Origin of the sequence: Planctomicrobium limosum, from assembly GCF_051465645.1 — a bacterium.
Taxonomy (GTDB): domain Bacteria; phylum Planctomycetota; class Planctomycetia; order Planctomycetales; family Planctomycetaceae; genus Planctomicrobium.
In genome coordinates, this window is record NZ_CP195790.1 from 5,345,437 (window position 1) to 5,365,862 (window position 20,426).

Here is a 20,426-nt window from a genome sequence, read left to right on the forward strand (position 1 = left end):
AATACGAAACTCTACACCACCGCCATGCGAATGCTATGCCACTGCAATATAGCCGGGGCGAAAGGACGCCAATAGAATCTTTTGCTCGGAGTGTGCGTTCCATTCCATCGATGTTAATTGTTTTAATCAAGCACTTGTGGTGAAATTCGCATGACGTGCATTTCCAATGCGAGCCGCTCCCAAGGGAAATGACTGGGGCCATCTCACGGAGTTGAGTCGGCGGTGCAGGTGCTCTGGACATGCTCTCATGTGTGCGCTAGGCCGACGCCTAATGGTCTTCGGTCAATGTGATCGACGCAAATTCGTGAACCGTTTACTGAGGTCGCTGAGAATCGCCCGGATAGTCGAATCCGGGAAACCCCAAATAGTCGGCTATCCAAAGAGCCTGCGCCTCACCCAACAGGTTTAGGCCGTCTTTAAGCCTTATACGCCAATCTACCATTGCATCAATTGTAAGACCACCTTTTTCATCAAAGTCTTCGGATGGCCGAATGGCAGCCTCTATTTCGACAATCAAACTCATGCAGTTGACGATGTTCGGGCGATCCGCGATGACTTGCTCACTTAGCTCTGGAAAATGTTTGAGAAGCTTTGCACAAGAGTCGAACGTTTCTTGAATGAATGGTTCAACACGTCTCGCCGCTCGTTGCACATATTCGAGGAAGACCTTTTCTCCTTCGTCATCTAGATCAACCTTACATCGCGTGAAATCTGCCATATGATCGACGTGTTGGAATGTAATCCCATACGCACTCATGACGTCGTCGAAGACTTTCCTCCGTTCCGGATGGTTCCACTCGGAAAACCCAAGTTGGTTCCACGCCGACGCGGGGATCTCTTCCGGAACGAATCGCCAAAATTGCTTTACAGGGTCTTCATAAACCGGATACGACGCACCCTTCATGTTGGCGTAAGCCTGTCGGTCAAGGCTGCGCCCCTGAACCAAGGGCACTAGAACGATCTTAGACCAAAGGTAGTCGAGCGTTTTCATGCGAACGATCTTGTCTCGATCGGGGCGAAAGGCTTCAACTAGCGATTTCCAAATTGCCTCAACCGCAACAAGCGAACCAAGTGGATGCGATGTGTCAAAGCTGATCCAAAGACAGGGTTCTCTGTTCCACGGCACAGTTTCACTAACAACTCTCGCAACAACGCCACTCCTTTTAAGTTTCTTGAGCTCTTGTGAAATTCGATTTACCGTTGCCTGTAGGCAATCTCGTAGTTCTTTTGGACGCGAATCTTTCGTGTTTTTGGGTTTATTCGGCTTCTGTTTGACTGTGTTTGGAAGGACCTGAGCGGGATAGCAAAACAACATCCATAACCGCATAGCCTCAGTGAAAGTGTTAAGTTCGTTCTGTGTGAATCTACTGTCGAACTTTAAGCGATCGCCGAGTCGTAGTTCACGTTCTGTATCCTGAAGCGCTCTAAGGGCAATGCACGCATCCATCCCGTTTGCAACGGACAGTCGAATCGAGTTCTCAAATACTCCCATCTCTTTGCCCTTATCGATGATGGCTTGGCGCACTTTTTCGTTGGCCGCCGTTCTCAAGTTGGGCACAAGTACGAGAGCCTGTATAGCTTGGGAAAAGAAGTTGCCAAGAGTACGCGTGTATTCGTTGAACGCTTTGTTGAATGGGTCTAAGGTGGAAATCGCACGAAATCTCTTGTACATGCCTCCGTCAAACTGTGATGCGCGTGACTCTGCTACAAAGCCCCATTCATCAACTGAAGATTTGGGGAGCAAAAACTCGCCACCGAGGCATTTCTTGCTTTCATCCCAAGTAGCAGAGTCAAGGAGCTTTACGTCGCCGCCCTTTGCCAATACTTGCTGAAGATTGTTGAATGCGAATCCAACCTTTTTTCGAGTCTCCCGAACCTTTGAGAAATATTCCTCCCATGAGTCCGGGCGAAACTCGTACTCGACCGCTCCTCGAGAGAGGGCATTGAATTCCGGCAACCACGGCATTTTGATGTTTTCAAGCGGCATTCTCTTGGTTGAGTCATCGGCCAACGATTCAAACAGACTCATCTGGTGTCCGTAACCGGCAGCGCCGTACCGCGCGTATCCCGGCAGACAAGCGGAAACAACCTCGACTCGTTGTACTGCCAAGTCGTTTATGCTGGACTCCAGTTCCGAACGTAGCAAATCTGACGCCTTCCGCTCGATGTCGATGACAAAATGGGCTACCAAGCAGTCATCCTCCGCAACGAGTGCGATGATTGAGGCATCAGAGCGAATTCGTTGTTCAATTTCCTTGCGATGCTTCTCCACCCAACCCGTATACAACTGGGGATTGAACTTGAAGACGCCTGCCGCGAAACGTGAAAATAAATGCAATGGCAGAACGTTCCAGGCATCCATTACGGTTTGGTCGTTCAGCCACGCCGTTAGGTTGTGATTCTGCTGCTCCAGATGCCCCAGCCAGTAGAGTATTTCTCCGACTGCAGAGAATTGGGTGGCCGAATTGGGAGTGCTGCTCGGTAGTTGGAATGAGCCAAGCCACTGTCGAGCGAGATCGAAAACCTCGTTCTTGTCGGTTTGGCGATCCTGATAGTCGCTTGAAACCGCGGCGGCAGCAGCAAACCGTGGCAACGTGCCTGCAAACTGCTGAAGAATGCCAAAACCATCGCCGCCCTTTACCTGTGCCAAGTCCCAGTCCAATGTGAACCACCAAGATGTTGGAGCAAGTGACCGGACTTCTTCGACAAGCGTTATGTTCTTGGCAGCATATCGCTTTATCCCAATCCATTGAAGTGCAACCAGCACTGCTCGTACACCAACCCATGTTTCGATTTGGATTCCATCGAGACTTTTTATGACGTCGGAAATGGCACTTTCATTACGAGAAAATGAACAGAGCAGTAGGTTTTCTAAATCGTCCTCTACTACCAGCGGCGGAAGCAGTGATTCAATCGTCCCACGAGGTTGAAGAACTGTATCAGTCAGTTCTTGTGCAATTATTTCGCTCCGAATTGCGTGGAAACCCTCAACATGCCTTCCGTCTGCCGATGTGCGGAGTAAGTATTCGTTACCAAATCGCTCCAGTGCCCTCGTTGGTTCTGGTAGACCAATAGACTCAGCAAGAGCCTTTAGTTCGAGTCGAGCTTCATAAGCGGAAGCCACCGCAACAAGCCTTAGTAAGTGAAGTTCCTTGTCGACCAATTTGCCCTTGTTGACTTCGTCTTTGAGAATGCCGACCTGAGCTTGGACCCTTTGCGATAATTGTTCGTTCTGAGTGACCAAATAAACAAACTCGAAAAGCGACTTTCTGTCGCCGAGTTTTGACCATGCATCTTCAAAATCCAATTGCTCGTCGCCATAGCCCGCATTCCGAAGATTCTCGAATATTTGGCTGGCCGATTCATCGGTGAATTCCATCTCGATGTCTGCGAATGCAAATTCCTCCGCGGAAACGCGCGATCGGAACCAATCCTCCTCTCGGATTGTCACCAAAACGCGGATTCCGTTTACTCCCGCCAATTCTCGGACGATCTCGACCCACCAGTTGTCTCCGGGCCGCACGTCAATGTAGATCAATGACGGCACGTCGATGATATCCGCGTGTGCGGCTATCGCTGCGGCCATGAGGCGGGCATGTTCGAGACTTGCTGCCTTCTCGACTTGATAGCGAAAGTCTGACGCCGCCCAATCGAGCAGGTAGCGGTAGGCCAAAGTTGTCTTGCCTTGGCCAGACGCACCTCGAAGAATTACGACATCCTTTCGCTGAAATGCCTCATGAATGCTCATGATGGCGCGGTTTCGCGGAACATCTAATCCTGCAGCAACGTGCTCCGCTCGGACTCGACCACCTTGGAAAAACTCTTGGCTGAGTTTATCGCGAGTCTGGGGGGCCGGCGAAGTGGACCCAATGGGTTTGATTGAAAGGTTCCATTCCTGAGCGTGTGCATTTCGGTGTGCGATAAACTTGCCAAGTTGCGTCAGTTTGTCAATCGTTTGCGAGCGAGTTAAACGCTTTTGTCTTTCTGCCGATGCAATCAACCACCACATAAGGTTTTCAAAGGCAACCTCGGGATTGCCAGAGGTCATGGTAGCTTTTAATTTCTCGATTACGTTTTGAGTGAGTCTGTCTTCATCGACATTCTCAATCTCGATCCGCTTGAAGACTTCCTTAGCTTTATCCTCGCTAAGGCCCTTGATGATCTTCTTGTTACCGGCTTTGTCGCTTTCTTCTCGGTCCTTTGTGAGCGTGTTCAGCGAACGCGGTAGCGTATCTTGATTTTTGTCATACGCCATCAAAAGTTCGGGGCCAATCGGACCGAAGGAAACAATCTTGATTGCGACCGATGCGTCAGTCTCGCAGAGATCACTGATGCGAGTGTAGAACGATGGCTTGAAGTGAGACGCGGTCAGATTCGCTGAATAGTCCTTAACTTGGATTACCTCGAGTCGTTGTCCGGAATGGCTTTGAATTTCTAGGTCTTCGTTGCCTTCGGGCTGAATCACGGTGTCATCAGACAGTCCGTCATCGAAGAGTCGGTACAGGCAATAAAGTGCCTGCCTTCGATAGCCACGGTATGTGGCCGTCGGATCATCTTTATGATTGGTATTTACCATGAACTAAGTGAATCCTAAATAGATTCCCACCGGAATCGGAGTGTTCTTTTCAACTGGCGTCGGAACAAGAACAGGCTTGGTCTACGTTGAGGAAGTGTACCACCGCTTCCTCAACCGAAACCACCGCTGCGAATGCTTGGAAGAACTGATTGACCAGGCCTGCGAATGGTTCGGGGCCAACAATAACCTCGACATGCGACACTCCTTCGCCAAACCGCATAGTACTCACTCCGATTCCGTGGAAGTTCTATTTAGTTGTTTTGTTGAAGTGGCGCTCCGGTCCCTGGCCTATTCCCTGCGGCGCTAGATGAGACGCCGCGAACCAATGGCCTCTCAACAGAGCATGTCCATTTCAAATCCGACTCCATCGGCCGCACTGGGAAATTGAAGACGGGGTTTGGACTTGATCATCTATTGCGTGTCAATGAGGTGCAGCAAGTGGACCTGCGGTTTTTCCTAAAACGCTGAGCGTTTGAACCTGCCGACAGCATCGCAAAATCAGTCATGAGTTGCTGTTCCCAAAGAAAAGCGGCTCGTCGCAATCTGCTGCGACAACCCGCTCCTATCAAAGTCGGGATGACAAGACGGCTATTGAACTTTTTGCCGCTGGTGTCCAGGAAATGCATAGACAGGAAGTGTCTTTATGGAAATGGTTAAATCCATAGATCGACTAATGAGGCGAGAATTTCTACAGCATCTCTACCGGGAAAGATGGAACATCCCCATAGGTCGGCATGACTCACTCAGGAAATTATGTGATGGTGTGTCCACACATCTGTTGGACCGCGCGGCTTCTTCCAAGATTGCAGCTGCCGCTGCTTTTCCGAGAAATCTACGTCACGTGAATCGCCAACTTTGGCGTCGCATTGACGAGGATGCGACATGCGCAAGCGAATAAATCCTTATTTGACGGTGATTCTTCTCGTGCTAGTCGCGCTCGTCCATACCAGTCGACGCAATTTCGGAGCCCGCTATTATATTACGCTTACCCTTGATAAATTCAGTTGCCTCTCGGCATAACCACTTCGAGAGTTCGGCTGCTGAAGCCGAGTGATTGACTTTCACCGTCCCCACTTCATCCGACCGGAGACCGTTCGTGCATATTTCACGGCTGCGCCTACGGAATTTTCGTAACTTCAGAGCCGCAGAATTCCGCTTTTCAGAGGGCGTTAACACCCTGATCGGAGAAAACGGGTCAGGGAAAACGAACGCCTTTCAAGCCATCCGACTTCTTTTGGATGATAGCCTTTCTCGCGGAGCGATTCGACTCCGTGAGTCCGACTTCAATCGCTCCCTTGATTCATGGAAGGGGGCGTGGATCATCATCAGTCTTGACTTCGATGACCTAGATACGAGTGAAGGATGTCAAGTCATACGGCACGGCGTCGGCCACATGGACGACACGAATTCCGGCACTTACACCTTCATATTTCGCCCCAACAAGATAATCCGCAAGACGCTTTTCGAACTCTCCACAACGAATGATGCCGACGATGAAATTCGACGAATCCTCGACGATCTAACCATTGAGCAATACGAATCTCTAATCACAGGACGAGCTACCGCTGACTTTTTGGACGACGAGATCTATGGTAAGCTGGTCGGCGACTTTGACAGCTTGACTTTTCCGGACCATGAAGACGATGCGTCGCTCATCGGCGACCGCATGCTACAACCCCTTCACAGTGAAGTATCCTGCACGTTCGTCAAGGCTCTTCGCGATGTAATCGCCGATCTTAGAAACTACCGTGACAGTCCCCTCCTCAATCTATTGCGAGGAGCCGAGGGTAAAATAAGCATCACCCAAGCCAAGAAGATCCTCAGTCAAATTACGACCCTCAATAACGAAATCTCCGGATTGGAGGAAATCCGCGATATCGCACAGGGGGTCCAAGATTCACTCCAGGACACCGTCGGTCATACCTACTCTCCCACGATTGATATCCGCTCAGCCATCCCCGAGGAACTTGATCGACTGCTCCAGCGACTCTGCCTTACGGTCAGTGATCCTGGCGACGAAGGATACAAAGGAGAAATTGATGAACTCAGTCTCGGCGGAGCCAACCTTATTTACCTGTCCCTGAAACTGCTTGAATACGAACTGAAGACGGCATCCGATCGTGTCGCCCACTTCTTACTGATCGAAGAGCCCGAATCCCACATCCATACTCACATCCAGAAGACACTCTTTGAGAAATACACTTACGAAAACACGCAGGTCATTGTTTCAACTCACTCTACTCACATCTCAGCAGCCAGTAAGATCAGCAGTGTCAACATTCTCGCAAAGTCAGGATGTAAAGCTCAAGTCTTCCATCCTGCAAACGCCCTCAGTTCCAAAAGCTGCCAGCGAATTGAACGATATCTGGATTCAGTTCGCAGCACTCTTCTCTTTGCCAAGGGCGTCATTCTAGCCGAAGGCGACGCGGAAATGATCTTGATTCCCACGCTGGTTAAGAAGGTGTTAGGTGTCAGCTTAGACGAACTTGGAATCAGCCTAATCAACATGAATTCGTCGTTTTTCTCCAATATCGCCGTGTTGTTTCACGATAAGCGAATCAAGAGAAAATGTGCAATCCTGACCGATCTCGATACATCATTCCTCACCCTTCCTTCCGATCCCAAAACCGACACCAAGGTTCAAGCGGGTTGCAGAGCATCTCAGGAATCGGGACGTGAACGCTATGCTAAGCTTGAAGCCACCTACACGAAGAATCCTTGGGTCAAACCCTTCTATGCGACGCACACATTCGAGGTTGACTTCCTGAGAGCTGGAAACGAGGACGAGGTTGTAGCAACCTTGGACACGATCTACCTACGGACGGCCGACAAATCAAAGTGCGAAAACAAGATCAGGTCGGTCGATATTGAGGTCTCGGCAAGCGAGATGCTTCGGCTTGCCAAATCCCAAGGCAAGGGCTGGTTTGCTCTTTTGTTGGCCGAACACATAAAACCCAACACGACCATTCCACCATACATCTTGGAATCTGTCGCCTTCGCGTGCCGCCGAATCATCAACGACAAGACAATCGTCCAAATGATTAAGTATCGCTGTGACTGCTGCCACAAGGATTCTTCCCAGAGACGAGCAGTTCTTTCCATGCTCTCTTCCGCCACTCCTGAAGAAATTCGAGACGAGTACGTTGCCCAATACCCTAAACGCATTCTCAGCAAGTTCATTGGAATGGTCCGGTAATGGCCGAACTAAGCGCTCAGCAAGCATTTGCAATTCAGGTTGACGGTGATGTATTTGTCACCGCCTGTCCAGGCAGCGGCAAGACACGAGTCCTCTCTGAAAAGATCATAGCCACGCTTGACCAGGGCATATCGCCGCATCAACGTACGCTCGCCCTAACTTACACCAACCGCGCAGCCGATGAGGTTGCCGCCCGCCTGCAGGAACACGGCTACTCCAAGAGGCACCTCTGGACCGGCACCATTCACTCTTTTGCCCTCGAATGGATTCTTCGACCATATGCGAGTTACGATCCTCTCCTCCAGAATGGGTTTTCCGTAATAGACGAGGCCGCGTTGAGGAAGTTGGTTGATTCGCTCCGCGGGAAGCATGGCGTGGATTCCCGTGCCGAAATCAGAATGGGATTTCTCCGCAACGGCCAACTTGCCACATCCGCACCGAACCGTCGCAGTTTGATCGAAGAGTGCCGCGAGAAGCTAAAAGAGCAACGTTTGCTCGACTTTGATCATGTTTTATATCTTGCCTTCGACTTACTACGCCGCAAGCCGGAGATCGCAGCCACACTCGGCGCGATCTTTTCCTTGATCTGCGTTGACGAGTATCAGGACACGCAAGACTTGCAGTTTGGAATCCTCGCCTCAATCGTCCGAGCATCTAACGGCAAGTCTCGCCTGTTCATCGTCGGCGACAAGAACCAAGCAATTTATTCCTCGCTCGGTGGAATCGCAAAAACTGTCAATGAGATACGGCATGAGTTCGGCCGACCAGACCTTTCGCATCATGCGCTTTCCGGCAACTACCGCTCCACGCAAAGGATCGTGGATTTTTGCGCCAATTTCTGTGAGGCGGGAGAAGAGAATGTTGTCTCCCTCGCCCACCATGCCAGCGAACGCGGCTTAATCACCTTCGCCGATCAGACATTCCACCACCAGGACATAGCCCAGCCGATTGCCAAGCTGATCCGCTACCACTTGAGCCAAGGCTTAAAACCTGAAAACATTTGCATCCTTGGACCGTCTTGGTGGCTTCTCACTAAATTGGGACGACAGCTCGTACTCCTCCTGCCCGACGTTGATTTTGATGCGCCCGGTCTATCCCCTATTCGCTACGAACAGGACTCCTTTTGGTTCAAGCTTGCCAGGCTTTTTCTCACTGAGCCATCCCCAACGCGATTCCGCACTCGCCTCCGCTGGGCAGCCGATTTTGTCACAACTCTTGAGGCCGCGCTTGCAAGCGAACTCCCCGAAGAGATACGAAACTCGCGCGCCATCCTACGTCTGGTCAATGACTTGACCAGTGTTGAAGAATCGGGCCTAGCATATTTAGATGATGTCTTCGATAAATTCTTTGCAGTCCTTGAGCTCGACCTAGCCCTATATCCGTTTCTTTTGAACTCCCGCACCAGTTTCTTTGAGTCGGCGGAGGAGCGACTTATCGAACACCAATCCGAACTAGAGCCCGTCGCTACACTCAGAAAGATGTTTCGCCAACCATCGGGAATCATTTTTAATTCATGCCACGGAGCAAAAGGCGAGGAATACGAAGTCGTAATCTGTTTTGGACTACTCCGTGGCCAAATTCCCAACTGGGCCAGGATTATAGACAATGCTGTAGATGACGAAGCTGAATCCCGTCGCCTTCTCTACGTGATTGCATCCCGAGCTAAAAAGTACCTCCACTTATTTGCCGAAGATGGCAGACGAACTCGCAACCAAACTCCCTATGAGACAACCCGCGAAGCGGTTGCGTTCGACTGGGACTATGACGAATTGCCACTTTAGCTGTGGACACATTTATAAACATTATGAAACGCCGATTATTGGAAATCGTCTGTTTGAACTCAGTGCTCGACGGCGTAACTCTTTGCCCTGAAATCAGAAAGCCCTTCGACGTTCTCGCCGAAAGGCTCATTTCTGGAAATAGTCGGGATAACAGAATTCGAACCTAATACTTTCCTATTCGAAACAAAGGTTGCGCCAACTGAAGTCGGACATATGTACGTGTCCGCCTCCGGCTGGCCAATAAACCTCTACTGTTTTTCTACACGGTGCTTCTCCCGCCGAATCGTCGACGGACTCAGTCCGGTCTGGGTGGCGATTTCGCGGATGGTCAGTTTGCCTTCCTTCAAGAGTTTTTGCGCCTCTTGAATCTTCTCTGTCGGAAGATGGCGGTAGCTGCCGCGATTCGGTGTGGCTCCGGTTGCAGCGGCCTTTGCAGTCGCGTCCAGGTTGGCATGATCCCAAGCACGACGAACTGTCTGTTCGGCCAGATCAAGTTCGAGGGCGATCTTGGCAAAGGATTGTCCCGCACTGCGGCGTCGTACCACTTCATCGCAATGGCTCATGTACTTCTCACGGTTGGCGCCATTGCCTTTGGATTCCTTTTTCTTCTTGGGCCATTTGGGGCGTTCGCCGGTATCTGCGAAGTGCAGAATCTTTTTCACCTGATCCCAGGTCAATTCGTGAGCCGCGGCAATTGTTTGAATGCTGGCCCCGTTGTCTCGCATCTCCTTGAAAATTGGGGCTAGACGCTCGTATTTAGGGATCTCATCGATCACCGCGGAGACTTCCATCGGAGTTGTCCAGATTCCGTGTGACAGGAACTCCAAAGTCATGGAATCTGGATAATCCTTGTCTTTCGCGATTTGATGCAGCAAAGCCAGCAAATTTGGCGAAAAAGTCGCAATCCAGCGGGCCCCATGCTTCTTGCCGGGGATCGGTTCCTGCGTAATGGAAATTGGTCCTGTCAGCTGGCGAATCGCTGCTGCTGCCATTGAAATTTCCTGGTTCAGAAGTTCGCGGAGATCCGTCAGGTAAGTTTTTACGCGGCTCTTTGTCAGAGGAGGTGGTACCGGGGCATTGGTCTGTTCCTTTATGCGCATGGAAGACGCGGTAACAACGCCTCCCCCCGGTCTAAGGTACTTCCTGCTTCAATGGGGCCATGCGTTATGCGCATGGAAGACGAAAGGCAAGAAAGATAGAGTCCTGCCAATTGCCCCAGCTTCAATGGGGCCATGCGTTATGCGCATGGAAGACCTACTGGGATGACGAGACACGAAAGCACATAACGGTCGCTTCAATGGGGCCATGCGTTATGCGCATGGAAGACTGCAGACGGAACCGTATACGTCTTGATGCCACTCTCGCTTCAATGGGGCCATGCGTTATGCGCATGGAAGACGAGCCTTCGCAGCAGCACGCTGTCTCATCTGCTCACGCTTCAATGGGGCCATGCGTTATGCGCATGGAAGACGCACTACGCAGACGCTCAGGTGCAGGCACAGCAGAGCTTCAATGGGGCCATGCGTTATGCGCATGGAAGACGATGCTGAAATTAAGCAGCTTCAGGGGCAAGTCAAAGCTTCAATGGGGCCATGCGTTATGCGCATGGAAGACTTCAGCGGCAGACAGGGGCACTCACTCCACTCTTTGCTTCAATGGGGCCATGCGTTATGCGCATGGAAGACAACGCAAACTGTGCATGAGCGTTGTTAATGGCCCATTGCTTCAATGGGGCCATGCGTTATGCGCATGGAAGACCTGGTGGTTTCTTTCCCGTTTAAGGTCTCTTATGAACGCTTCAATGGGGCCATGCGTTATGCGCATGGAAGACCGCCCGCGTTTGGAGTCTCGACACGGTCAAGACTTGTGTCGAGGTTTGCGAGGGGTTGACAATTCAAGGCCAGGAAACAGGAGTGCTCCAATGGTGCTCCTTTCTAAATGAAGATGAGGTAAGCCTTTCAGGCTGCGAGCGGTGACGGGGGTTTTTACGGCACCGGACCGCTCGAACTTTCTTAAGGGCTAAATGATCGTGGCTTCTCGAGTGGTTGGAACGGTTCGTGGGTCGCCCCAGAATTCAATACATTCGTCGCCCCGTCCGGCAATGGGGCCAAGATCGACGATCATGACGCGGTCTTCGCCCAGGTTCAAGTGCGGCCAGATCAAGTCTTTCAGGCGCTGAAGTTCCATTTCGGTCAGTTCACACCGAAATACGGAGTACTGGACGGAATCCCCGTGACCGCACATGGCCTGATAGACCTTGCGGTAGCGTTTCTTGCAGGAGATGTCATAAGCGATCAGGTGGACATTCCGCATGGCCAGACTCCCTCGATGGGCTGTGTACGCGTATCATCGTGTGATGAAGTTAGGGTATGCTGGTAATTCTCCCAGCATGTGTCTGGCCAGAAGTCGAGCCTGCACTTCGAGGATGCGGCGATAGCAGACTTTGTAGCCGAAGATCGGGTGCGTGATTTCTGTTTCCAGACGGCGTTCGAAGGCGGCGATGACACTCCGGCGGGCAGCATCGGTCATCGTGACCGCTCCTGCCCGCTGGATGAATGACCCTGGTCCAACCTCGCCATTATTAAATGCAGTGAGCGCCACAGAATCCGCGATGAGGGGGCGAAACTCTTCTGCCAGATCTAAGGCCAGCGAAGGTCTGCCGTACCTGGGACGATGAAAGATCCCCAGCATCGGATCAAAACCCACAGCCTGCAGAGTGACCGTTACTTCTTTGGTCAACAGACTGTAAACGAATGACAGGACAGCGTTGACCGGATCTCGTGGCGGGCGTCGGTTTCTGTCACGGACGTCAAAGGTGGGGTGGTCCGGAAAGAGTTTGAACAATTCGGAGAAATACTCTTTGGCGGCCATCCCTTCCAGGCCGAGGAGCGTTTCAGCCGACCCGGCGATTCGAGCACGTCGATAATATTCCGCTAATTGTTTGAGAACAGGATGCTGGCGCTCAGTGAGATGTCGACGCAGTAATGTGCGGGAGTTCTTGATTTTTCCGGCGATCAGCTGTCGGGCGATTTGCAGCGATAAATCAGGGGCTGCAGCAATCGCAAACTGACGGATACGAAGTTCGACGTTTTTGTGAACGAGGCCACTCGTCATGCTATGGAACCAGCCACCATAACTGAGGTGACAGATTGGAATTCCACGTGACGTTAACTCTGAAATCGCTTGGGCAGAAAACATCACGTTTCCGTAGACACATACCTGCGAGACATCCAGCAGGCGGACACTGGCAATCTGTTCCCCTTTGACTTTAATGGTGATTCGCTCGCCGGATTTGCCGATGATGGCACCTTGGTTCTGCACATAGAGCGGTAAGGCATTATCTCGAGCAGGAAGGAGTCTGCGGAGCCCGTCCCGCACTGCAGGACGTCCATTCAGGCGGGGGGAGTCAGTTTCAACGGCATCCGAAACAGGTGCCGTCTCCTCTTGCAGCTGGTGCAGGATCAGATTTGTTTCATCCGGCAGACAGATCCCTACCAGTGAGCAGCGGGGACACTTCGGGCTGTCTTCCAAGGGAGGTGGACAGATTCCTGCTGCAGACGTGGTATTGAAATCGGAGATTTGCTTGCGCGTCAGAGCAATCAATTCCTCATCGAAAGGAATGGTGACCCGTCGTCGCGAACTGATGTAATAGATCACTCCTTCTGAGCAGTCATAACCGTTCTCTCGTAATATAAGTCCCTGAGCACATAGCTGGACTCGTTCCGGGTCATAGGCCCCCGCGGGAATATCAGGGACATGTCCTCGTTTATAGTCCACGGGAGTGACTCGAAGCCCTTCAATCTCCAGTAGATCCAGCTTGGCCACGATTCCTTCTCGTTCGGCTGAAAGCGAAATTGACCGTGCATGGATTCTCTCGCTGCCTTCCTCGATAAGAGGCTCCTCCCCCTTGGACTTCTGAGTATTTGAGTTTGGAGCGGGAAGATTCTTTCGATCTGGCTTGTCGACGTTCCGATGTCCGAAAGTCCCTTGCATCGTCTCCAGATTCTCGGCCCATTCTCCCTGAACAAACTCCAGATAGCCTAATCGAGGGCAGTAAGTAAACTCATTGAGCATTCGCACAGGAATGAGAGCATCTGGCGAAATCTGCTGCGACATCGACGGTGCAGCTTTTTCCGTGGGAGCCGCCGTGAGCGGATGATTTTCTGATTGGGCCTGTGGAGGAACTTGACCGCATTCTCCAGTGAGTAGCTCACCTGGAGAGACAGGATCGGAATAAGGAAGCGATTCTGCTCCCACAGGCGGTGTTGGGCCAGAAATCATCAGGTGTCCTTCAACCGCCGTTGGGATCGCCCGTCAGCAGCAAGCCGTTCATCACTTGAACAGAATTTACGCCAATGCGTCATCAGCGAGTGAGGACGTCAATTGGCGATTGCGACGCAGCGAAGAACGATCGACCATGGTGGCGGGAAATCATCCGCAGCCGAACTCCATGATCACGGAAGGAAGCTCCTCCCTGAACAAGCAAGCCGATCCATCAAAGCGGCCCGCTGACAAAGCTGGTCGTACATGACCATTAACTCCATGTGTAACCCAGCTTCGCCAGCTTACGCCTGCGTACCGCTCAGAGCAAGAAAATTCTGCGATAAATTACCAAAGAACAACGTTGACCATTGATATCAACTTTCCGTCACTCTCGCCATGAGACCTAGCCCACAATGCCGACCAGCACCGATCGTTAACGGTCCAGGGATAAGTGCGTGTTCCTCAAATGTTATTTTGAGATGCACTGCGGTTTGATTGAGCAAATGGTTTGGACGAATGTAGCCGGTGAGCTGCTTATCTTTTCCGTATTTATGCGCTGTTAATGATTTTGGGAAATGAGGAAACGGGCTCCATTCATACTGACACTCCTGGTCGATTCCCGATTGGAGGAGTGCTTTCTCGATGAGCTTTCTCGTTTTAGCAGGACGATGGTCGTCGTGTCCGGGCAGGATTACCGGAGTGACACTCGCCCAGACATGAGATTCTGGCGTATAGCAACGCGTGACACCGTCCCCTTTCACGTGAACTAATGTCGGGGGACCGTTCCACCTGGTTTCTGGGGTCGCTTCCAATCGCTGACCAGCCAGCAGATTGGTGAGATGAGTCAACCAGTTCTGACTCCCATGCGGACCGACGATCATCACCCGACGGATGTTGTGGTCGGCGTGTTGATTTCCGATTGAAGGGAGCGGGAGATAGGAGAACTGTCGATGGTTTTCTGCATCAAGAACATGTCCAGCGACAAACGATTCAACCCAGCGTTCGTCCACATCACGAGGGGGAGATCGCTGCATTGCCTGAATGGCTAAGTGACGCACCATTCCAGCAATATGGATTAACTTCGACTGCGGATAACTAAACGGCTGACCTTCGGACTCTCCCTGCAGCTGGAAGACTTCAAACGGCCGAGGAAGGCCTTGTGAGGCTGGTCGATAAGTCTGTAATCGGAAAGTCGTCAATGCAGGCACCGGATTGAAGTATTGTTCTCCACGATCATTCACTGAAATTCGCCGAAGAAAGCGACCATGCCGTCGGATCAGGGCCTGTAATGTCCCGGGTGCTGGACAGCGTAACGCTGTTCCTCCGCACACATCATCTGGGACCCATTTCACCCCGGGGAGTGAACTCAATTCAGACATACTCAGTTCATCGGCGTCTGCGACCACCTGATCAATACCCCACCCCAATTGGGAGACGCTGTTCACGAGGTCTCTGATCTCGTTCAACAGCGGTCTTGAGGTTTCCTCTATTTGCCAGACGTAGCTGATTTCTGATTGGTCAAGGAGATGAATTGGTCGAACGTCTTTTTCTGTCCGGGAGTCAGCCAAACTGGCTTCTCCTCCACGACACCAGGAAGCTGCGACTCGATCACCGAGATTGTCAGGACAGTAGAGTCGATAAGGCTTCCCCGGTCGATGAACTGGAGTGAAAATCACTGGCGCAGGTAATCGTTCCAGCCATTTCAGGACACGTTGTGCCTGTTCAGATTCCTCATTCACTGGATATTTCCGGGCGCACGTTGCCAAGATTGCCTGGAAGAGACGCAAGGGAGAAGGGGGCCATTCGGGACGCCCACCTTCCCCTCTTCCATGGAACAATGGCTCAAGGAACTGCACCGAAATTCTCAAAAAATCAGCCATCGATCACGCTCCCGCTGCTTCAGATTTTTTCCCCTTTTTCTTGCCCTTTGCTCCGGCTTCTCCGGAGACATCCCGCTTGGCACGCTCTTTGTCAAAGTCGACTGTCCGGGATTCTCCCACTCCAAACTCCTTTGCAGCAGCTTGAGCAAACTTCAATGCTGCCTCGTGTGTCAGAGTGCAAGGAGTGCGTTTCCCATTTGGATAAACCTCTGAGAATTCCCGCTCCTTATCGGGATTCAATACCAGCAAACAGCCCTGTCGCAGATAGTTTGCGGTATGGGCCGTGAATGCGACGAGCGAAAGACCAAGGATATATCGTCGAAGTTTCTGGGTCTGTTCCGGATCCTTAGTTGACAGGAGTTTTAATGCGGCGAGACTCAAGGTCGCAGTGCGTACGACTCCCCCTTCTGCGATGACGCCTCCATGAGTTCCAGTCGCTGGAACGTGGATGAAGCCACGTACTGCATATGCATCTTTCGCAGCCTTGTCGAGAGGTTCATCAAGAAGCCCATCACGCACAAAGTCTGTGGCCGGATTAAACTGCGCAGACCGTCTTAATTGTCGAACGTTTCTGGCTCGGATCGTAGATGAAACCAGTCGCGGAAGCTTGGCTTGTGTGTCGCGGGAATCCCAGACTCCGAAGATGAGTGACGTCGGCGCAATCTTGGCCATCGCTTCGGAGTTTCCGCGAAGAACTTCCTTAAAAGCCTGCTGCAGTTCTTCTTGAAGCTCTGAGCATCGAACGAGGGCATCGCCTGCGCGGTGTCCTGCTTGGAGCAGATTGATAAGGTTGTCTCCCGCCTTAATGGCAATTTGAGGGACAAGCTGGGCGTATGGATCACTTTCAAAAAGAGGTTCGATTCGATTGGCCTGTGAGCCGACACTATCAACCAAACAGAAATTTTCTCCCTGAGGATCGCCATCGATGTTATAGCCTCCGGGGAAGCCGTCCCCTCCCGCAAATGTGGCAGGAAACAGCACGCCATCCTCGCCTTCGACCGGCATTAATGGCTCGCGTATCACGAGTGCTGCCGGGCCATCCGCCTGCAGATAAGTATCGAACGATTTTGCAGTGCTCATTTTCAGTTACCTCGATTCAGTGATTGGGATTGCAGGGAGAAATGCTTTGTGTTTTTTCTGTCCAGTTCGATACCAGTTTTCAAACTGATAACCTTGTCTACGAATTGCATGTGAGAGTCCGTTCACCACGACAGGGAGAATCGCGGATGACACCGGTTGGATCCATGTGAAATATCGAAAGATGCGAGGTCGATCTGTTCTGGCAGGCAGGCAGCGTTGCAGTCCGATCAGGCACAGCAATTCCACCGCGGGGGCCGCAGTGGTGGTCAGCCCAAGTGCATTTGCAGAGAAACCGACATCGCGTGAATGCGCATTTGGCCCACGCCGTGCGTCAAAATAGAAGGGCTCTACTTTCTTTGAGGGATCCTCGATGTCATATGCTACGGTCCCTTCGTTTAAGCAATCTTCCGTCTGAAAGATTGGATCGCTCAGTACTGCTTGCATTGCTCTAGCGATACGCACACTCTCCATTGTTCCTGCCCAGACTTTTAACTCTTTGCCCCCAGATTTTTGATCGTGCCACCAGTCGAGCAGGAGATGAAACGGAGCTTCAAGCTGAATGGGAGACGACGTGTTACTACTGGGATCAACCTGCGTGAGTCGCGTCTGGCTCAGTTGAGCAATCAACTCTTGGAGCGTGCCAACACAGGCGATTCGGAATTGATTCGCTTCGAACCAGCCTGTCGCGCCGGGCCATAAGCGATCAGCTAGCTCCAGCAACCCGCAGCAAGCGAAGAACTGACCCGGATTTGTAACATCGACGTTTAAATGAATTCCCGCTTTAGCAGAATGCATATTTACACCTCCTCCAGTTGCCGCTCTGCAGACTGAGTCGAAAGACCTGGCTGACGACTGGCTGCAATGTCCGCTGCACGCAAAAGCGATTCCAGCCAAGCCAGTCCCCACCGACCATACCGACTCTGCAGACGCGCGAATCGCTGTGGGATCTCTGATGCGACCTGATCGCAATGATTTAAGCCTCGATCTGGATCAAAGGCTTCTTCTTCCGTGAAATGCGGCCGTGCTCTCCCGTGGTGTGCGGCCACGAGATGTAAAACCACATCTTTCATAACAGGAGACAGTCTCTGAAATCGCTCGAAAATCTCCGCCTGTTCCTGGTCAGCAGTGGTGTTGGAATACAAGACATCCATGAGCGATCCGAATTCGTGCCGATATCGAATTGAACTTTGCGGTTGCCAAATCTGCTTCGTCACTGGATCCAGACCCGACTTGGCATACCAGCATGCTGGATTCGGATTGCCGATGTTCTGCTGCCACAGCGTGCGGCGTTTCCCCAGATCGTGAATCGAAGCTGCAAGACTTAGTGCATCGGCCAGTTCGGAATCATCGCCTAGCAAGCGGCGTCCAATTGCGTCAGCTCCCTGACGGACGTCTAAAGTGTGCTGCTCCCAAGAAACTGCAAATGTAGCAGTCTTTGATCCATCATCATCCGCAGACGCAGGACGGACGTACCACTTCCATGTTCTGTTCGGTGATTCCTCTTGATCTTCTGAGGAGTCGTCGGCACCGCGTGTAGCATCCTGGTCATCAAGATGAGGACGTATTTCTATCGTGCGAACCAGCCGCATTCCTTTCGGCCGTTCATCGTCAGTCCAGAGGCGTACCCGCCGGGGGATCGCCTGTCCATCGACGGATATCATCCATGCATCAGCCACATCATTCGCAGTTAGTGATGAAGCATCTAGCAATCCTCCATTCTGACCCCCGACGCGCGGAGGAAGCAAGACAAGGTCAGCATCAAAATCCTCCTTCTTTCCTCCGACTAACTCTGAAAGAAGTAAGACATGAGACGTTCCTTCCCGGTCAGTCACCCAAACCGGGGCATCGCACCGGGCGGCGATCTTCTTCAGCTTGTCGAAGATCCGCCCACTGTCGTCCTGCAGGATTTCGTGTGGTTTGACAGGGTATTCTTCGAGGAGTTCATCAGGTGTGATGTTCAACTGTTCCAGTAACGAGCGATCTTCACGAGCTTTCTCGGATAGAATCTCAACTTCCTCACGCCAGGCGATCGACGTGCGCGGTCGTTCCCATGCTGTCGGGATACCATGAAGATATTCATCAACCGGAGGACGCCCGGGAAGTTTGTCTGTTATCGAAGTGAGGGCCCATGAATCGAAAAGGATGTCGGATGTGGGAAGCTGCAAGGGAATTGGGGCATAAGCTGAGGTGCAGTCTTCCTGATTTAAACATTCCAACGCAGATGGACTCGCATCCCCCTTAAGGTGTTCCAATAACGTCAGCGTCCGTTTTCGTGCGACTTCGTACGCGTCCAGTTTGTCATCCTCTGCAAAGGCTGCAGGGTGTACGACATCGAACTGTGTGTCATCGTAAGTCCCAAACCGGTTCACTCGACCGAAGCGTTGCGCCATGCTTTCAAAAGTGGACAAATCACAGACGAGATGATGTGCAGATAAATTGACTCCCACTTCACCGGCGCTTGTGCAGACCAAGTAAACGGTTCCTGCTGTTAATGACTGATTGGCGGGATGATTGCCCGCGGAGAGAAACCGCAGGAAAACGCCGTTTTCATTTGCTAGTTGATCGCGTTCAAGTCCGCGCATTGTTCCCGTGAGTGTGGCGACGTGATCTTGAGGCAACTTCTTGGTCAGAGCTGCAGCAATCTGCTCGACCACTTCCACTGTGCGAGCAAAAATCAGGACGGGTTCGCCACTCTTCAAATGACGCAGTGCGAGTTCCGTCAGCTTCTCCGCGAGTTTTTTCTTCTCATCGTCAATTGAGTGCAGCCGAAGCCGCTTCTTCGCCATGAGTCTGGATCGGACGGCTGGATGGTTACGATCTTCTGCTGTCAGCTTAAAAGCAGTGTCACTCCTCTTTGATGTGGCCGAAAGCTCCATCACCTGGATGGGACGCGTATCGGGGGATCGACCAACCAGTTGCTCGTCACGAATTGATGTCAACAACATTTGAAACGCCGGTTCCAGATGTGATTCATCATGGATGATCAGTGTATCCTGGCCGAGAAAACCGGCATGCAACGGGCGTGACCGAAATCCGATCCGATATCCGCTAAACAGCAGTCGACTCCCGATCATATCGACAGTCCCGCAGATCACTGCAGGCCGGGCAGGGTCGGCAGCCCATTCCTGATTATCTGCAAACTCTCCTCGCAGTGTGCTGATGCCGAGTGGGATCTCCGTCGGCAAAGCGCACAACTCGAATAGCTTCGTTTTGAATTTTTGAATGACACCATCGGTGGACTGATCATTCAGGAGGCGACGGCGAAGGGACTCCACGTCATCTGTCGTCTGGTCAACAACCGTGCGTCGATTGACGACGTACGCCAGACGCCGCGGCAGTTTTGCTCCCTCTGCCAGGGCGATTAGCCAGATCGGAATGACTGAAGTTTTGCCCAAACCTGTCGGGAGGTTACAAATCTCGGGTAGAGCATTCTGAAGGAACCGCTGGTAGAGCTCTCTCTGCCAAGGGAAGGGCAGATACCCCGTTAATTCCTGGAAAAGAGTTTCGAAATCAGACATTCGCATATCCCTGAGTTGCTTCTTGTCACTATGTAACGATTCTTTTTGTGATCGTTACGCTTCGCCACTTAAGCCATAAGTTCAGTTTGCGGATTACAATATCAACGCGGAGCTTCTGACAGCTTTGGCATT

The 20,426-nt window shown here is 51.8% G+C and carries 10 protein-coding genes and 1 CRISPR repeat array; of the genes, 2 read left to right on the forward strand and 8 right to left on the reverse strand.

From position 1 onward, the window contains the following. Positions 1-313: 313 nt before the first annotated feature. Positions 314-4,576 carry a hypothetical protein gene (locus SH527x_RS20240; RefSeq protein ID WP_437192500.1) on the reverse strand — a complete coding sequence of 1,421 codons (4,263 nt, stop codon included), beginning with the start codon at positions 4,574-4,576 and terminating at the stop codon, positions 314-316. A gap of 1,096 nt (positions 4,577-5,672) precedes the next feature. Here SH527x_RS20240 and SH527x_RS20245 point away from each other — a divergent pair. Together SH527x_RS20245 and SH527x_RS20250 are read left to right on the forward strand one after the other, a co-directional pair. Next, a complete protein-coding gene (locus tag SH527x_RS20245) occupies positions 5,673-7,772 on the forward strand; it encodes an AAA family ATPase (protein WP_437192501.1) in 2,100 nt (699 codons plus the stop codon). Further along, positions 7,772-9,553, forward strand: coding sequence for a UvrD-helicase domain-containing protein (locus SH527x_RS20250; protein ID WP_437192502.1), 1,782 nt, complete (start codon positions 7,772-7,774; stop codon positions 9,551-9,553). Before SH527x_RS20245 ends, SH527x_RS20250 begins: the two co-directional genes overlap by 1 nt. Positions 9,554-9,801: 248 nt before the next feature. On the opposite strand, the gene SH527x_RS20255 is transcribed toward SH527x_RS20250, so the two are convergent. From SH527x_RS20255 to cas3g, 7 genes are all read right to left on the reverse strand, one after another. Further along, positions 9,802-10,545 carry a helix-turn-helix domain-containing protein gene (locus tag SH527x_RS20255; RefSeq protein WP_437192503.1) on the reverse strand — a complete coding sequence of 248 codons (744 nt, stop codon included), beginning with the start codon at positions 10,543-10,545 and terminating at the stop codon, positions 9,802-9,804. Positions 10,546-10,698: 153 nt separating this feature from the next. After that, positions 10,699-11,384: direct repeats of the CRISPR family, unit length 36 nt; unit sequence GCTTCAATGGGGCCATGCGTTATGCGCATGGAAGAC. Between the two features lie 188 nt (positions 11,385-11,572). Next, complete coding sequence (cas2, locus tag SH527x_RS20260; protein WP_437192504.1) at positions 11,573-11,866, reverse strand: CRISPR-associated endonuclease Cas2; 294 nt, start codon at positions 11,864-11,866, stop codon at positions 11,573-11,575. A 33-nt stretch (positions 11,867-11,899) separates the two neighbouring features. Continuing rightward, positions 11,900-13,834: a CRISPR-associated endonuclease Cas4g/Cas1g gene (gene cas4g/cas1g / locus SH527x_RS20265; RefSeq protein WP_437192505.1), complete on the reverse strand. Its 1,935-nt coding sequence runs from the start codon at positions 13,832-13,834 to the stop codon at positions 11,900-11,902. A gap of 356 nt (positions 13,835-14,190) precedes the next feature. Then, positions 14,191-15,696, reverse strand: a complete 1,506-nt coding sequence (gene csb2, locus SH527x_RS20270; RefSeq protein WP_437192506.1) for a type I-G CRISPR-associated protein Csb2 — start codon at positions 15,694-15,696, stop codon at positions 14,191-14,193. Between the two features lie 3 nt (positions 15,697-15,699). Then, positions 15,700-16,776, reverse strand: coding sequence for a type I-G CRISPR-associated RAMP protein Csb1/Cas7g (cas7g, locus tag SH527x_RS20275; protein WP_437192507.1), 1,077 nt, complete (start codon positions 16,774-16,776; stop codon positions 15,700-15,702). A 6-nt stretch (positions 16,777-16,782) separates the two neighbouring features. Next, the gene (locus SH527x_RS20280; protein WP_437192508.1) at positions 16,783-17,571 is read right to left on the reverse strand and encodes a hypothetical protein; all 789 of its coding nucleotides are present in this window, start codon (positions 17,569-17,571) and stop codon (positions 16,783-16,785) included. Positions 17,572-17,573: 2 nt separating this feature from the next. Then, positions 17,574-20,294, reverse strand: a complete 2,721-nt coding sequence (gene cas3g / locus SH527x_RS20285) for a type I-G CRISPR-associated helicase/endonuclease Cas3g (protein WP_437192509.1) — start codon at positions 20,292-20,294, stop codon at positions 17,574-17,576. Positions 20,295-20,426: the final 132 nt, after the last annotated feature.

Bases quoted from the DNA above. Each gene is read 5' to 3' on its own strand.
- SH527x_RS20240 (WP_437192500.1), bottom strand. From the start codon at position 4,576: ATGGTAAATACCAATCATAAAGATGATCCGACGGCCACATACCGTGGC.
- SH527x_RS20250 (WP_437192502.1), top strand. From the start codon at position 7,772: ATGGCCGAACTAAGCGCTCAGCAAGCATTTGCAATTCAGGTTGACGGT.
- SH527x_RS20255 (WP_437192503.1), bottom strand. From the start codon at position 10,545: ATGGCAGCAGCAGCGATTCGCCAGCTGACAGGACCAATTTCCATTACG.
- cas2 (WP_437192504.1), bottom strand. From the start codon at position 11,866: ATGCGGAATGTCCACCTGATCGCTTATGACATCTCCTGCAAGAAACGC.
- cas4g/cas1g (WP_437192505.1), bottom strand. From the start codon at position 13,834: ATGATTTCTGGCCCAACACCGCCTGTGGGAGCAGAATCGCTTCCTTAT.
- csb2 (WP_437192506.1), bottom strand. From the start codon at position 15,696: ATGGCTGATTTTTTGAGAATTTCGGTGCAGTTCCTTGAGCCATTGTTC.
- cas7g (WP_437192507.1), bottom strand. From the start codon at position 16,776: ATGAGCACTGCAAAATCGTTCGATACTTATCTGCAGGCGGATGGCCCG.
- SH527x_RS20280 (WP_437192508.1), bottom strand. From the start codon at position 17,571: ATGCATTCTGCTAAAGCGGGAATTCATTTAAACGTCGATGTTACAAAT.
- cas3g (WP_437192509.1), bottom strand. From the start codon at position 20,294: ATGTCTGATTTCGAAACTCTTTTCCAGGAATTAACGGGGTATCTGCCC.